This window comes from Sphingobium sp. RS1 (genome assembly GCF_056156825.1).
Window position 1 is genome coordinate 905,182 of sequence record NZ_JBLZXE010000003.1, and the last position, 14,286, is coordinate 919,467.

A 14,286-nucleotide genomic window follows, 5' to 3' on the forward strand; every position below is an offset into this window, starting at 1 on the left:
AGGAAGTCGCATGAAGACCCGTGCCGCCGTCGCATTCGAAGCCAAAAAGCCGCTCGAAATCGTGGAAGTCGATCTGGAAGGCCCAAAGGCCGGCGAAGTGCTGGTCGAGATTATGGCAACCGGTATTTGCCATACCGACGCCTACACGCTGGATGGTTTTGACAGTGAGGGTATCTTCCCTTCCATCCTGGGGCATGAAGGTGCTGGCATCGTGCGTGAGGTCGGCCCCGGCGTAACCTCGGTGAAACCCGGCGATCACGTCATTCCGCTCTACACGCCCGAATGTCGTCAGTGCAAAAGCTGCCTTAGCGGCAAGACCAATCTTTGCACCGCGATCCGTGCGACCCAGGGCAAGGGGCTTATGCCCGACAGCACGACCCGCTTCAGCTACAAGGGCCAGCCGATCTTTCACTATATGGGCTGCTCGACTTTCTCGAACTTCACGGTCCTGCCCGACATCGCCGTCGCGAAGATCCGTGATGACGCGCCGTTCGAAAAGAGCTGCTACATCGGCTGTGGCGTGACCACCGGCGTCGGTGCTGTCATCAATAGCGCGAAGGTGACGCCTGGTTCCAACTTGATCGTGTTCGGCCTTGGCGGCATCGGCCTCAATGTTCTTCAGGCTGCCCGAATGGTGGGCGCGAACAAGATCATTGGTGTCGACATCAATGACAGCAAGGCGGAATGGGGCACCCGGTTCGGCATGACCCATTTCTACAATCCGCTGGGCAAGAGCACGCCAGAAGTCGTCGCCGATCTCGTCGCCCTGACCGACGGCGGCGCAGATTATACCTTTGATTGCACTGGCAACACCGAAGTCATGCGGCAGGCGTTGGAAGCCTGCCATCGCGGCTGGGGCGTGTCGACCGTGATTGGCGTTGCGGAAGCCGGCAAGGAAATTTCTACCCGTCCGTTCCAACTGGTCACCGGCCGTGTGTGGCAGGGTAGCGCTTTTGGCGGCGCCAAGGGCCGTACCGACGTCCCCAAGATCGTCGATTGGTACATGAACGGAAAGATCGAGATCGATCCGATGATTACCCATGTCCTCAGTCTGGAGGACATCAACAAGGGGTTCGACCTGATGCACGCGGGCGAGAGCATTCGTTCCGTCGTCGTCTTTTAAACAAGCAACATCATCTAGGAAGATAAAATGGCTGTTATTTCGGGTGACGGCGTGTTTTCGCACGCCTGTGTCGGTGCGAGCGATCTGGCCGTGTCCACGCCTTTCTACGATGCCGTGCTGGCACCGCTGGGCGTCAACAATCTTGGCCCATTCGGCGAGAACATCGTTTTGTACGGCAAGGACAAGCCAGCACTGCTCGTCTTGCGTCCGGGGAATGGCGAAGCACCATCCAGCAATGGCGTCACGATTGGTTTCGCCGCTGCCTCGCCGGCTGACGTCGATGCCTTCCATGCGGCGGGACTGGCCGCTGGCGGCACCTGCGAGGGTGAACCTGGTCCGCGGGGCCATCTGCCCGGCGCTTATGCTGCCTATCTGCGCGACCCAGCAGGTAACAAGGTTTGTGCCTACACCTTCACGGCGGCATAAGGCGGCTATGGCGATCGAAGCGCTTTCCACCAATCGCAGCTTCGGCGGCGTGCAGGGCGTGTACAAGCACGCCTCTGCCGCCACCGGCACGGACATGGTGTTTTCCGTTTACGTCCCCGATCATGAGCCGGGCGCAAAGCTGCCTGTGCTATGGTATCTGTCCGGCCTGACCTGTACCCATGCCAATGTGACGGAAAAGGGCGAATTCCGACGCCTCTGCGCTGAACTCGGCCTTATTTTCGTCGCGCCGGATACATCGCCGCGCGGCGAGGCTGTCGCGGACGATGCCGAAGGCGCTTATGATTTCGGCCTTGGCGCAGGCTTCTATGTCGACGCCACACAGGAGCCTTTCACACCGCATTACCGCATGTGGAGTTATGTCACGCAGGAATTGCCCGATCTGATCGGTGCGGAATTCCCGGCGGATATGAATCGTCAGGCGATCATGGGACATAGTATGGGGGGGCATGGCGCCCTGACCATCGGCCTCAGCTTTCCGGATCGATACAGGTCGGTTTCGGCATTTTCCCCCATCGTTGCGCCGTCTCAGGTGCCGTGGGGCCAGAAGGCGCTGGCCGGCTATCTTGGTGGCGACCAGCGAGTATGGCGCAAGCATGATGCCGTAGCGCTGATTGAGGACGGTGCGCGCGTGTCGGACCTGCTGGTAGATCAGGGCGATGCCGACACTTTCCTGACCCAACAGTTGAGGCCGGCATTGCTGGAAGACGCCTGCAAGGCGGCCGGTATTCCACTGACGCTGCGCCTGCAACCGGGTTACGACCACAGTTATTATTTCATTTCCACCTTCATGGCGGACCATCTGCGCTGGCACGCGGATCGTCTGAAAAAATCGGCAGGTTGATGGTTCAGATATATGTGACCGATCGTAGCGGTCTTGAGCGAACGATTGATCCTGGGGCGCACATCTCGTTGATGGAGGCGCTGCGCGACAATGGCTTGGATGAATTGCTGGCGCTATGTGGCGGCTGCGCGTCCTGCGCCACCTGCCATGTCTATGTCGAGCCGGATAGCGCCGGCGATCTGCCGCCCTTGAGCGACGATGAAAAAGACCTTCTCGACAGCAGCGACCATCGCACGGACCGTTCGCGGCTGTCCTGTCAGATTCCGTTGACTGGGGCATTGGACGGCCTGCGGGTCGTCATCGCGCCCGAAGACTGAAGGAAGAAAGATGAGTGCCGACCTACTGGGCCAATATTATGCCGCCTTCAATCGGGGCGATGCTGCGGCAATGCTGGAATTGCTAACCGACGATGTCGTGCATGAACCATCGCAAGGAAGCGTCCGTGAAGGCAAAACGGTCTTTGCCGAGTTTCTCGACCACATGAACCGCTGCTACAAGGAGGAGGTCATAGATCCTGTCTTCCTAAGCACGGTGGACGGCGCATATGGTGCCGCTGAATTCATGTTGACCGGCCGGTATCTCGCAACGGACGGTGACCTGCCCGCTGCCCGTGGACAGGCCTATCGGTTACGGGTCGGTACCTTCTTCCAATTTCGCGCTGGCAAGATTGCGCGGGTAAGCAACCATTATAATCTGGCCGACTGGCTAACGCAGATCGGGTAAGGCAGCGCCCGCGAGCACGGGCGCTGCCAACATTTTATCGATAGCCCGCCGCGGCGAGGATGGCGAGCAAGTTCATCCGCTTCACCTTCAGTGACTCGCTTGGGCTGACGTCGATCCATTCGTCTAGCGAATGGCCGCGCCCGCCGGTAGCCGCACGCGAAATGGTGATGCCCGGAATGCCCAGGTTCATCGGCACATTGGCGTCGGTTGAGGAGAAGCTAAGCCGCGCGGTTACACCTTCGGTTGCATAGGCGGCGATGGTCTGCCGGACCAGCGGGCTGGCCGCGTCGGTGCTGCCGGCGGGGCGATCGCCGATTAGTTGCTTGTCCACGCTGATCGCGCCGTCCCTGGTCGATCGGGCTGCATTTTCCGCCGCCACGCCGGCATCGACCTGCGCCAGCACCGCCTGTTCCAGCTTGGCCAGTTCGGCCGCGCTTTCCGACCGCATATCCAGTTGCAGCCAGGTTTCGCGCGGAATCGCGTTGACCGACGATCCGCCGCCGACCACGCTGGCGCTGAAGGTCGTCTTGGGCGATTTGGGTATCGGGATATTGTAGATATTGACGATCGCCTGGCTCATTGCGGTCATCGGGTTGACGATGCCGAAGGCGCCGAAACTGTGGCCGCCCGGCCCCTTGAAGGTCAGCTTGTACCGTTTGGACCCAACGCCGCCATTGGTGAGGCCATCGACCGACCCGTCGTCGATCGAAAAGAAGCTGGCGATGCGGTCCTTATATTTGCTCTTAAGAAACAGATGCTTGACGCCGCGCAGGTCGCCTAGCCCTTCCTCGCCGACATCGCCGACGAACAATATGTCCATAGGGGCCCTGATCTTCGCCGCGGCCAGTGCCTTGATCAGGCTCAGCTGGGTGGCGAGGCCGGCGACATCGTCGCCGATACCCGGCGCGTGCAACTTGTCGCCCTCTCGGCGCACGGTGACGTCCGTGCCTTCGGGGAATACGGTGTCGAGGTGCGCCGATACGACGACCAGCTTGCCGCCCGGCTTGCCGGTACCGCGCAGCAGGCCCAGCACATTGCCTTCCTCGTCAATCTCGACATCGCCAAGCCCCGCCGCCCTGAACATGTCGGCATAGGCCTTCGCGCGGACCGCTTCCTTGAAGGGCGGGGCGGGGATCTGGGTCAGGGCGATGATGTTTTCGACCCACTGGTCATGCTCTGTTTCAAGCGCGGCGAGGGCGGCCTTCACTACCGGTCGCGCCTTCATGGTCGCCATCAGCTTCGTGTCGGCAGCGGTGAGCGTAGCGCCGCAAAGCCCTGCCGAAAGGGACAGGAGCGAACCCGCCAGAATGGATTTCAAAAATGCCCGGTTCATCTCACATCCCCTGTTACGATCATGACGGCGTCCGTTGAGGACGCCGTCATAGCCTTTTTCGCTTAGAAGCGAACCTTCGCCCCTGCCGTCATGTAACGGCCGATCGTGTCATAGTGGATCGCGCCATAGGTGGTCAGCGGCGGATCGCGATCGAACAGGTTGTTGACGTTGGCGAACAGGGTGAACTTGTCGATGTTCACCTGCGCGCCAAGGTCCACGTAGACGCGAGCGGCGATGTCGTTGTTGGCAATGTCGAGCAGGTGGTTGAACTTGCCACCGCCGACATAGCGAACGCGGGCGTCAACCGACACATCCTGGCTGGTGTAGTTGATCGCGCCAGTGGCGCGCCAGTGCGGCGTACCATAGCTGACATTGTCGCCCACGTCGCCGGCACGGTTCACGCCGTCGATGATAACTTTGGGCACATAGGTCGCCAGGCCGCGGAAGCGCATCGTACCGCCCAGACCACCGCTGACCTTGCTGAGCGGCAAGGTATAGGTGGCTTCCATATCCACACCCTTGGTCCGATATTCGGCCAGATTGATGTAGGTGGTGTAGATGGTCGTGGGCGCGCCCGCGCTGTCGCGGACGATCTGGCTGCACAGATTGTCGTTGCCACCGGCGCAACCGCTGATGACGTCCTGCGCACCGAGCGAGGTGATCGCGTCCTTTAGCTTGATGTTGTAATAGTCGACCGAGAAGTTGAAGCCCGGCAGGAAAGTCGGCGTGAACACGGCACCAAGAGTCAGCGTGCTGCCGATTTCGGGCTTCAGGTTCGCGTTACCGCCGCCATAGCGGGTGATCGAATAGGTGCTGCCATTTTCCGCGACCGTGGTGAAGCTGGTCGTGGTGGTGGTGTAGAGTTCAGCCAGGCTGCCCGAACGGATGTCCCGCGAACGCGACACGCGAATGAGTAGATTGTCAAAGATGCGATCGGTCAGACCGAGCTTCCACGACCAGATGCCGCCGCTGGTGCTGTAGCGGCTGTAGCGGGCCGCGCCATTGACGTCGAGCTTGCTGAACGGCTGGTCCAGCAGCGGGACGGCGACTTCGGCGAAGCCTTCCTGCACGTTGAACCCACCGTCGAGCGGCGAGAAGTTGAAGCGGCTGAAACCCTTGGCCGCCGACACGGCGTCCAGGCTGTTAGTGACCTGCTCTTCCCAGCGCGCTTCGGCGCCGACGGCGACCGAGACGGGACCGGCCCAGGTTTCGAACAGGTCGCCACGCAGGCTGGTGCCGGCGCTGTCCATCTTGGTCGTGTACACAACGCGTGCGGTGTTGCCGAACACATAGTCGATCGCGGCCTGGCTGGCGGTGCCGGTGCCCAGGATGTTGAGCGGGCTGCATGCCGTGGTCGGATCGGTCAGGGCGACGCGGCAGACGATGTTGCCGTTCGAATCGCGGACGGCATCCAGCGCGTTGGTCAGGTTCGCGCCGGTGATCTGGTTGTCATAGCTTTGCATGTTGCGGTTTTCGCCGTGGCTGTAATAAGCCGAATAGCGCCACTTGCCGTCGGCGAAGCTGCCGTCGACACCGACCGACCCTTCTACATTCTGGCGATAATAGCCGAAGGTGCGATAGCCATAATCCTCGAACACGCGGCCGACCTTGACCGTGCTTTCGCCGGCGGCGGCCAACTGGGCCTGGATGTCCGACGACAAATAGGGGTTGGTCGCCGACAGGGTGTAGGTGCCGCTTTCCGCGTAGAAGGGATATTTGGCCCAAATGCGGCTGTAGCTGCCGTCCGCCCAGAAGGTGGCGTCGCCCACTTCAAAGCTGGCGCGGGCATAGCTGTTGACGCGCTGATAGGGGTTGGTCAGCGAATATTCGTCATTGGTGGCCACGCCTTCGCCGCCGACCATCGTCGTGCCGCTGACCTGGCTGCCATAGACGAAGTCACGCAGCGTGCCGTCCGTGTTGAAGGTCTGGCCCTTGAGCGAACCCGCATTGATCAGGCCGCCCAGGCTGGTGTTCGACGCGTTGACGTCACGCACCAGGATGTAGTCGTGATCACCCGTCGTCGGGGAGAAGAGGTTGGCGCTGCCGACATTCTTGCGCGAATTGCGGTCGAGGATGCCATCATCCTTCTGATATTCGGCGCCGATCATGAAGTGACCGCGACCGCCCGCAAACTTGGTGCCGAAGGTGGCGTTCAGGCTGTAGCGATAGCCATCGCCGCGCGAGGAGATGCCGTTCTGCGCGCCCAGTGTCAGGCCTTCCAGTTCATCGTCGAGGATGATGTTGACCACGCCGCCGATCGCGCCCGAACCCCAGGCTGCCGATGCGCCGCCGGTGACGACTTCGACGCGCTTCACAAGACCCTGTGGCACGGTGTTGAGGTCGGTCGCGCCGGTGAAGCGGCGGTTGTTGAGCAGGGTCAGGGTGCGGGTGACGCCCAAACCGCGAAGGTCCATCGCCGACGAGGAGGAGTTGGTGTTGGCGACCGTGCTGGCCGGCGACTGGGTCGCGCGGAACTGCGGCAGGTCGTTCAGAACCTGAGCGATGCTGGGACGGGCGCCTTGGCGCAGTTCGGTATCGCCGATGATGGTGGTGGGCGTCGGCGCTTCGAATCCTTTGCGGTCGATGCGCGATCCGGTGACGACGATGGCCGGTTCGGCGTCGTCGGCGGCGGCTGCGGGCGTGCTGACCTGTGCCATCGCCACGCCGCCCTGTGCCAGCGAGAGGATGAGGCCGGCGGTGCCGGCCATCAATATGCGTCGCAACCCGTTCTTGTCATTCTTCGTCATCAATCGTCCCTTTTCACTTCTTGCTTTTATGTGGCCGCGACCCGGCGGCTCTCTTGTAATGGCTTGAAATCCGGTCAGTCGGCCCGGCGGAACAGCACGTCATAGGCGCGACCTTCGCCAAAGCGCAGGGCTGTGACGGCGCCTTTGGCGTCACGCTGGAACTTCACCGTGATGTGGCCTGCCTCGGGCATCGCCTCGCCGGTGAACACGTCGGCATAGGCGGGGCTGAGCGTCTGGTCGGCCCAGCGCGGGCCGCTATAGACCAGCGCCTCGCCCTGCTGGCGGAAGGTCAGGCAAGCATGGGTGTCGACGCCGCAAAACTTGCCGACATAGGGCTTGGCATCGAAGGTCGTGACCGCCTCCACCTTGCGATAGGCGACCTTCTCGCCCTCGCGATTTTCGCGCACCAGCCCGGTCTTGCCAAAGGCGAAGATATCCTCGCGCTGTGCCCAGCGGCCGGGACCGACCGGCGTCAGCAGCTTGCCATCGGCGCGCAGGCGACCCTGCTCGTCGCTGTCGAACTTTACCGGGAAGCCGTTCATGCCATCGGCATAGACGCCCGACGGCAGCGGCCCCTTGGGCGTGTAGGGCTTGTCCTTCCATGCCGGCAGGAAGACGTCGGCGACCTCGCGGCCCAGCACCGGTGTGTCGGCATTGCCGGTGTTGCAGAGCAGCGAAACCGCCAGCTTCTGCTTGGGATAGCGTGCCATCCAGGCGCGATAGCCGCCGGTCGATCCGCTATGGCTGACTTCCTGCTGGCCATGATGGTCCAGGTTCACCAACGCCAGCGCATAGGCGATGGGGGTGCCGTCATTGAGCCTGGTCGGCGTCTGCATCTCATCGGTGAAACCGGGGCCGAACGTGCCGGCGTCCAGCGCCGCCTGCCACTTCACCAGATCGCCCACTGTGGTCAGCAGGCCGCCATTGCCATAGGCGTCCTCGATCACCTGATCGTTGCGATAGACACCGTTTTGATAGTCATAGGCGCCGGTGCGGCCGGCGACCACTTCGCCATGATCGTCGCGCCATCTGGTATGCGCCATGCCCAGCGGCTTGAAGATGCGGTCGGCGGTGAAATCGGCGAGCGACTGGCCGCTGACGCGGGCGACGATGATCGCCGCCAGGTTATAATTGCTGTTGCTGTAGAGATAATGGGCGCCGGGTGCGAAGTTCAGCTCGGTCTGGCGCGACGCGATCTCCAGCACATCGTCGTTGCTGGCGGTGCGGCTGTTGCGCGGCCAGCCTTCGATCGCGGCCACCGAACCCCAGTCGCGCAGGCCGCTGGTGTGGTGCAGCATGTGGCGGATGGTGACGGGCGTGCTGTAGACGGGCAGTTCGGGCAGATATTTGCGGATATCGTCGTCCAGCGACAATTTGCCCTCGCGCGCCAGCATGAGGATGGCGGCGGCAGTGAACTGCTTGGAATCCGATCCGGCTTCATAGATGCTGTCGGGCGTAGCGGGGACGGCTTTTTCCAGATCGGCCATGCCATAGGCCCGAGTCGCGATCGCCTGTCCATTGCGCGACACGGCGACGGCGCAGCCGGGCGAATCCTTGCTGTTCCACTTGGCGAACAGGGCGTCGAGGCGCGCCTGCGACGCGGAATCGGCCGGCGCGGACTCCTGCGCCAGAGCGCCGCCTGACAGCGGAACGGCTATACAGAACATTATCCCCGCAAACGCGGAGCGACCCGTCATCATAGTTCTGATTCCCCTTGGAAAATGGCGAAGCGCTTATTTGCGCGTCATTTTTTGCGACCCGAAGGCTGTGGATTGTCATCCCGCCATTCGTCTTTCCCATTGTCCTAACCGGAGTCGCTGTCATGAACCTGACACAATGGGGCGGACACGGCCGGCCACGTAATCAAAGGCAAGATCGGTGCCGGCGCACTTCGCATTTGCATTCTTGTGTGTGATGCGTATCGCAATTTAATGTCCATGGCGGGAAAGCGCCCGCAGGACGGAAGGTTATTCAGGTCATGCGTTTGTTGCTGGTGGAAGATGATGAGCGGCTCGCCCGCGGCATGGTCGCCTCGTTGGAAGCGGCTGGCTTTGCCGTCGATATCCTGACCACTGGCGAAGACGCGCTGAAGCTGGCCGACCAGGAACCCTATTGCGCGATCATCCTCGACCTTGGCCTGCCCGACATGGATGGGCTGGATGTGCTCAGCCAGTTGCGCGCGCGCGGCGCCGCCACGCCGATCATCATCCTGACCGCGCGGGACGTGATGGACGACCGCATCCAGGGCCTCGATCGCGGCGCCGACGATTATATGGCCAAGCCTTTCCATCCGCGCGAACTGGAATCCCGCATCCGCGCGCTGGTGCGGCGTAGTCAGGGGCAACTGGACCCGATGCTGCGCATCGGTACCCTGACGCTCGACCGGTCGAGTCGCACCGTCTATCTGGACGACAAGATGCTGGACCTGCGCCGCCGGGAGCTGGCGGTGCTGGAAACGCTCATGGGCCGACCGGGCAAGGTGATCGCCAAGGAGCGGCTGTCCGCCGAAATCTTCAACTTCGACGATGCTGTCACCCCTAATGCGCTGGAGGTCTACGTCGGCCGCCTGCGGCGCAAGCTGCTACCGTCCGGCCCTGCCATCCGCACCGTGCGGGGGCTTGGCTATATGATAGAGGCTGCCTGACTCTTTATCTGCTAACAGTGCGATGATGCGGAACCTGCCCCCCTCGCTGCGCCTGCGCCTGACCGGTGCAGTGATGATGCCACTCGCCGCGCTCGTCCTCCTGTTCGGTATCATCACCGCATGGGTGACGCATGATACGGAGGCCGACACGGTCGATCGCGTGCTGGTCGGCTCGGTCCGCACGCTCAGCCTGGTCTACAATAGTCGTTCGCCAGAGCGCGAAAATCTCCTGCCGCTCGCCGTCCATCTGCTCCAGCGCCGGGCGCGGCCGGTCGTGCATTACAGCGTCTATCGTGGCGGGCAATTGCTGGCGGGCGACCCCGCTTTGCCACCGCCCACCGACTATAGCGAGCGATGGAATGGCGCGATCGACCCGCATCCACCGGCCACTTTCGTCAACGCCTACCGGGCCAATCCGCTGGTGCGCGGCTATCTCAACCCTGCCGACGCAAAGCTGGTGACCCAGGCCGCCTATCTGCGCAACGGCGTACTGCACGGCAAGCCTGCCCGCATCGCGACGGAAATCCGCCGTCCTGCCGGCGAAAACGCCCTGATCGTCATCCAGATCGCCGACTATGTCGATGATCGCCGCGCCTATGAGCATCAGTTCATGATCCGGGTGCTGCTGGTCGGGCTGACGGTGCTGGCGGTGACGGGCCTGCTCTTCTGGTGGGCAATCCGCTGGGGTCTGCGCCCGCTGATCGATCTGACCCGCCAGGTGGAAATGGCGCAACAGGATGCGTCCCCCGCCTTCCGCCTGGAAAGCAGCGGGGCGGACCCTGCCGAAATCCGCCCTTTCGTCGCCGCCTTCAACGGTCTCATGACCCGGCTGGAGCGGGCGAGCAATTCGCTGCGCCAATTCACCTCCAATGCCTCGCACCAGATGCGCACGCCACTCGCCGTGGCCCGCGTCCATCTCGATGTGCTGGAGCGCTATGGCCCGACATCGCCGCAGGGGCAGGCGGCGCTGACCGACATTCCCCATGCGATCGATTCGCTGGAACTGTTGCTGCGGCAGATGATCGCGCTGGCCCGTAGCGAGGATCAGGGCGACATGCAGATGCGCCCCTTCGACTTGGCCGACCTCGCCGCTACGGTGACGGCCGACCGCGCCGCGCAGGCCCCCGGCAGCCTCGACATCGGCTATGACAATCACATGGACGGGCCGGTCATGGCGTTGGGCCAGCCAGCGCTGGCGGGCGAATTGCTGGGCAATCTGCTCGACAATGCGATCCGCTATAACCGCCCCGATGGCGCGGTTGCGGTCAGCGTCTGGCTGGACGAACAGGATGCCGTGGTCGAAATAGACGATAACGGCCCCGGCATCCCCGCCGACCAGCGGGACAAGGTGTGGGAGCGTTTCTACCGCATCAACGGCCGCACATCGGCGCCCGGCACCGGCCTTGGCCTGCCGATCGCCCGCGCACTGGCCGACCGGCTGGGCGCACAGATTGACCTGCGCGACGGGCGCACCGGGCAGGGGCTTTGTGTCCTCATCCGCTTCCGCCTCGCGCCGGCCTGACGCGCGACGCGCTGCTATGTGACAGGTTCATGTCAGCCGCTTTGGCTAAGTTCCTTTGGGTCTGCCGTTGACCGGCATTGCCTAAGGGGATCGCCTTCATGCCTGCCATCTTCCACCGCCGCGCGCTGCGCACCCTGCTTTGCGCCGGTGCCGCCGCCATCCTGACCAACGCCCTGCCGGCTCATGCGGAGGAAGAGGAAAGCGGCGGCCAACTGACCACCACCACCGTCCCCAGCACGCCGATCGCCGGCAATTTCAGCTTCGCGGCGGTGGGCGACCTCATCTATCTGCGGCCGATGCTGGCGACGATCGAGAAGCAATCGCCCGACATGCTGCGTATCCTGCGCGGCGCCGACATCACCTTCGGCAATTTCGAAACGACAGCGCTCGACCTCAACGGTTTCAAGGGTTCGCCGCAGGCCGAATCGGGTGGCACCTGGATGCTGGCCGATCCCGCCGTGCCTGCGGACGTTGCGAAGATGGGCATCGACATCGTCAGCCACGCCAACAACCACGCCACCGACTGGGGCGTGGAGGGCATGGCCGAGACGCTCGACCTGCTTGACGCCGCGCACCTCACCCCTGCCGGCACCGGCCGCAGCATGACTGCTGCGCGCGCGCCGGCCTATCATGACAGTGCGTTCGGCCGCGTCGGCCTGATCTCCGCCACCACCAGCTTTACCCCGATGTCGCCTGCCGCCGATCCGCTGGGCAAGGTGCCGGGCCGTGGCGGCGCCAACACCATCCGCAGCACCGAAATCGGCCTTGTGTCGGACGCTGACCTCGCCACCATCGCCCGTCTTGCCGGGACCAAGCCCGGCACGCCGGTCAAGATGAAGGGCCGCGAATATCGCGCGACTGCCAATCCGGCGACTCCGATGAAGATCGAATATGATCTCAATGCCAAGGATGTCGCCGCCAACCTGCTCGCCGTGCGTCAGGCCAAGCAGAACGGCAATTTCGTCGTCTTCTCGCTGCACAATCATGAACCCGGCAATGCCAGCCAGATCATCGCCAACTTTGCCCAGCCGCTGGCGCATCAGGCGATCGATGCCGGCGCGGACGTCTATGTCGGCCATGGTCCGCACCAGTTGCGCGGGATCGAAATCTACAAGGGCAAGCCGATCTTCTATTCGCTCGGCAATTTCGCGATGATGAACAACTCGCTCGATGATCTGCCGGCCGACATGTACGATCAATTTGCCATCACGCCGGGTACAGTCACTGCGCCCGAGCTGCTCCAGGCGCGCGGGGCAAAGGAATTTGGTGATCCCAATCTCTATGAGACGGTAATCGCAGTCAGCCAGTTCCACGATGGCAAGCTGAGCGAAATCCGCCTTCACCCCGTTGACCTTGGCGTCAATGCCACTGGCGCCGGGCGCGGCGTGCCGCACATGGCCGACGCCGCTACCGGTGCCCGCATCCTCGAACGGCTCCAGCGCCTGTCACAGCCCTATGGCACGCGGATCGTGATCGATCGCGGCGTCGGCATCATCAAGCTGGACGGCAAATCATAAGTACCGTATCCATCCGGCCCATTTTCGCACGCGCGTCATTCGGCAGAAATGGGCCGGATCAATCCTCATATACTCATAAGATTTCGCTGAAGCGTTGCGCTAAAAATCAACAATGAGCGCGATAAGGAGATTGCGTGATCTGCCATTGGGGATGACAGATGGACTCATGCGCATGGAGCCGAGGGCATATTCAGGCAAGTCGGGCCATAAAGACGAAATTTGTGGTGATCTCGTCGTAGGGGGCTGCGGCGCGGCGTAATTGCTTCAAACTGGAGCAGAAGCGGGAGCTGTCCCCACTTCGATCTCGCTAATGTAGACCAGCATCTTGCCCTCATGCTGATCCAGCAGCGGTGAGGCGTAACGGCGCCTTTGGCCTTGGTCGACGACCAGCCGCAAGATATTATTCTGGCGCGTGTCCGTCAGCATGAATGGCTAGGACGATCGCCCAAGCCTGCTTTGACAATTTACAGGTGATGCTGACGAGCGTGAATCTAGCCACCGATATGAGGCCCCCAACGGAATTCCGATGAAACAACTGCTATACGAACTACTTGCCTGTCGCTGAACACCGTTCGGGCACACCCGACCATTTCTGAACAGGCTTTCGCGCATGGGAGTGTAACTGGAAATCATCATGCGCATGGCCGTTCCTCAAATCCTCGCCAAAATCAGTCGCTGTCGCCGGTCAGGATCGCGGCGAGCACGCGTGCGGCCATGGCTCCCGCTGTGTCGAGAGAGCCGTCGATGGGGCCTGGCCCTGACAAGCCCTTCCATAGCTGAGTTGACGTCGTACAGCGGCTGGAGCCGTTCCTCCGAAGTGCTGGCCGACGCATCGGCCAGCAGCACGGCCAGATGGTCGGGCATGGCGTTGGCGAGCGCCCCGTTCCTGGCCGACGGTAACAAGTCCCGGCCCAATGCGATCGCTGCGTCAAGCTCGACTGTTTCGAACCGGTCGACCAGCGGCAACTGGGATCGAATCATGCGATGACAAGACCGGCCTGCTTGTGGGCAGCATCTTCCCGAGATGAACCGCGGGTAGCACGATGTCGGTTATGGCCTGGATCATACTGTCCAGGTGGTCGAGTTAACGAAGATTATTGCTTTATCCCGCGATTGAGTTCGCGCTGTCTCCTGCCCCATCGCCGCAGCTTTGGGGGTATGGCTTTGAAAGCCCGACGAAGCTGGTTGCCGTGGTTGTTGTGACGGTTCGGGTCGATGCGGGCAGGTTTCCGGCGCTTAAAGGGCAGTTTGCTGCATGGCGTTTATTTATATCGAGAGGCGATCTTCCCGTCATTCGTTCACCGGTGGAATGGGCTTTATCGTGTAACCTCCAAAAAAATGTGAAACAAAATTGCAAAAAGGGTTTGACGGTTCAGTCGGTCGGGCCTA

The 14,286-nt window shown here is 62.2% G+C and carries 13 protein-coding genes; 9 read left to right on the plus strand and 4 right to left on the minus strand.

From position 1 onward, the window contains the following. The first annotated feature begins 10 nt into the window (after positions 1-10). From ACNHGR_RS23970 to ACNHGR_RS23990, 5 genes are read left to right on the plus strand one after another with little or no spacing between them, the layout of a single operon-like run. The gene (locus ACNHGR_RS23970) at positions 11-1,123 is read left to right on the plus strand and encodes an S-(hydroxymethyl)glutathione dehydrogenase/class III alcohol dehydrogenase (RefSeq protein ID WP_475289457.1); all 1,113 of its coding nucleotides are present in this window, start codon (positions 11-13) and stop codon (positions 1,121-1,123) included. Positions 1,124-1,150: 27 nt separating this feature from the next. Continuing rightward, a complete protein-coding gene (locus ACNHGR_RS23975) occupies positions 1,151-1,549 on the plus strand; it encodes a VOC family protein (protein WP_184273803.1) in 399 nt (132 codons plus the stop codon). Positions 1,550-1,556: 7 nt separating this feature from the next. Next, complete coding sequence (fghA, locus tag ACNHGR_RS23980) at positions 1,557-2,411, plus strand: S-formylglutathione hydrolase (protein WP_221417173.1); 855 nt, start codon at positions 1,557-1,559, stop codon at positions 2,409-2,411. Beyond that, a complete protein-coding gene (locus ACNHGR_RS23985) occupies positions 2,411-2,728 on the plus strand; it encodes a 2Fe-2S iron-sulfur cluster-binding protein (protein WP_475289460.1) in 318 nt (105 codons plus the stop codon). The genes fghA and ACNHGR_RS23985 overlap by 1 nt, the downstream gene beginning before the upstream one ends. Positions 2,729-2,738: 10 nt before the next feature. Beyond that, complete coding sequence (locus ACNHGR_RS23990; RefSeq protein WP_475289461.1) at positions 2,739-3,134, plus strand: ketosteroid isomerase-related protein; 396 nt, start codon at positions 2,739-2,741, stop codon at positions 3,132-3,134. 34 nt (positions 3,135-3,168) lie between these two features. Here the strand turns inward: ACNHGR_RS23990 and ACNHGR_RS23995 are convergent, their stop codons facing one another. The 3 genes from ACNHGR_RS23995 to ACNHGR_RS24005 form a co-directional block, all read right to left on the minus strand. Further along, on the minus strand, positions 3,169-4,467 hold the full coding sequence (locus ACNHGR_RS23995; RefSeq protein WP_475289463.1) for a M20/M25/M40 family metallo-hydrolase: 1,299 nt from the start codon (positions 4,465-4,467) through the stop codon (positions 3,169-3,171). Between the two features lie 62 nt (positions 4,468-4,529). Then, positions 4,530-7,214 (minus strand): TonB-dependent receptor plug domain-containing protein, encoded by a 2,685-nt coding sequence (locus ACNHGR_RS24000; RefSeq protein WP_475289465.1) that lies wholly within the window; start codon positions 7,212-7,214, stop codon positions 4,530-4,532. A 74-nt stretch (positions 7,215-7,288) separates the two neighbouring features. Beyond that, a complete protein-coding gene (locus ACNHGR_RS24005; RefSeq protein ID WP_475289466.1) occupies positions 7,289-8,881 on the minus strand; it encodes a serine hydrolase domain-containing protein in 1,593 nt (530 codons plus the stop codon). A gap of 311 nt (positions 8,882-9,192) precedes the next feature. On the opposite strand from ACNHGR_RS24005, the gene ACNHGR_RS24010 reads away from it, so the two are divergent. The 3 genes from ACNHGR_RS24010 to ACNHGR_RS24020 all read left to right on the plus strand — a co-directional run bounded on the left by ACNHGR_RS24010 (position 9,193) and on the right by ACNHGR_RS24020 (position 12,897). Next, complete coding sequence (locus ACNHGR_RS24010) at positions 9,193-9,858, plus strand: response regulator (RefSeq protein WP_475289468.1); 666 nt, start codon at positions 9,193-9,195, stop codon at positions 9,856-9,858. Positions 9,859-9,883: 25 nt separating this feature from the next. Continuing rightward, a complete protein-coding gene (locus ACNHGR_RS24015; protein ID WP_184274854.1) occupies positions 9,884-11,380 on the plus strand; it encodes a sensor histidine kinase in 1,497 nt (498 codons plus the stop codon). 98 nt (positions 11,381-11,478) lie between these two features. Continuing rightward, entirely contained in the window at positions 11,479-12,897 is a 1,419-nt protein-coding gene (locus ACNHGR_RS24020) for a CapA family protein (RefSeq protein ID WP_475289470.1), read from the plus strand. A gap of 651 nt (positions 12,898-13,548) precedes the next feature. Here ACNHGR_RS24020 and ACNHGR_RS24025 read toward each other — a convergent pair. Then, a complete protein-coding gene (locus ACNHGR_RS24025; RefSeq protein WP_475289471.1) occupies positions 13,549-13,878 on the minus strand; it encodes a hypothetical protein in 330 nt (109 codons plus the stop codon). Between the two features lie 116 nt (positions 13,879-13,994). Between ACNHGR_RS24025 and ACNHGR_RS24030 the strand changes: the two genes are divergently transcribed. After that, positions 13,995-14,286, plus strand: a 292-nt coding sequence (locus ACNHGR_RS24030) for a hypothetical protein (protein ID WP_475289473.1), incomplete at its 3' end; no start/stop codon positions are given.

What these genes read in the sequence shown, in the direction of transcription:
- ACNHGR_RS23970 (WP_475289457.1), top strand. Translation starts at nt 11, where the DNA reads ATGAAGACCCGTGCCGCCGTCGCATTCGAAGCCAAAAAGCCGCTCGAA.
- ACNHGR_RS23975 (WP_184273803.1), top strand. Translation starts at nt 1,151, where the DNA reads ATGGCTGTTATTTCGGGTGACGGCGTGTTTTCGCACGCCTGTGTCGGT.
- fghA (WP_221417173.1), top strand. Translation starts at nt 1,557, where the DNA reads ATGGCGATCGAAGCGCTTTCCACCAATCGCAGCTTCGGCGGCGTGCAG.
- ACNHGR_RS23985 (WP_475289460.1), top strand. Translation starts at nt 2,411, where the DNA reads ATGGTTCAGATATATGTGACCGATCGTAGCGGTCTTGAGCGAACGATT.
- ACNHGR_RS23990 (WP_475289461.1), top strand. Translation starts at nt 2,739, where the DNA reads ATGAGTGCCGACCTACTGGGCCAATATTATGCCGCCTTCAATCGGGGC.
- ACNHGR_RS23995 (WP_475289463.1), bottom strand. Translation starts at nt 4,467, where the DNA reads ATGAACCGGGCATTTTTGAAATCCATTCTGGCGGGTTCGCTCCTGTCC.
- ACNHGR_RS24000 (WP_475289465.1), bottom strand. Translation starts at nt 7,214, where the DNA reads ATGACGAAGAATGACAAGAACGGGTTGCGACGCATATTGATGGCCGGC.
- ACNHGR_RS24005 (WP_475289466.1), bottom strand. Translation starts at nt 8,881, where the DNA reads ATGTTCTGTATAGCCGTTCCGCTGTCAGGCGGCGCTCTGGCGCAGGAG.
- ACNHGR_RS24010 (WP_475289468.1), top strand. Translation starts at nt 9,193, where the DNA reads ATGCGTTTGTTGCTGGTGGAAGATGATGAGCGGCTCGCCCGCGGCATG.
- ACNHGR_RS24015 (WP_184274854.1), top strand. Translation starts at nt 9,884, where the DNA reads ATGCGGAACCTGCCCCCCTCGCTGCGCCTGCGCCTGACCGGTGCAGTG.
- ACNHGR_RS24020 (WP_475289470.1), top strand. Translation starts at nt 11,479, where the DNA reads ATGCCTGCCATCTTCCACCGCCGCGCGCTGCGCACCCTGCTTTGCGCC.
- ACNHGR_RS24025 (WP_475289471.1), bottom strand. Translation starts at nt 13,878, where the DNA reads ATGATTCGATCCCAGTTGCCGCTGGTCGACCGGTTCGAAACAGTCGAG.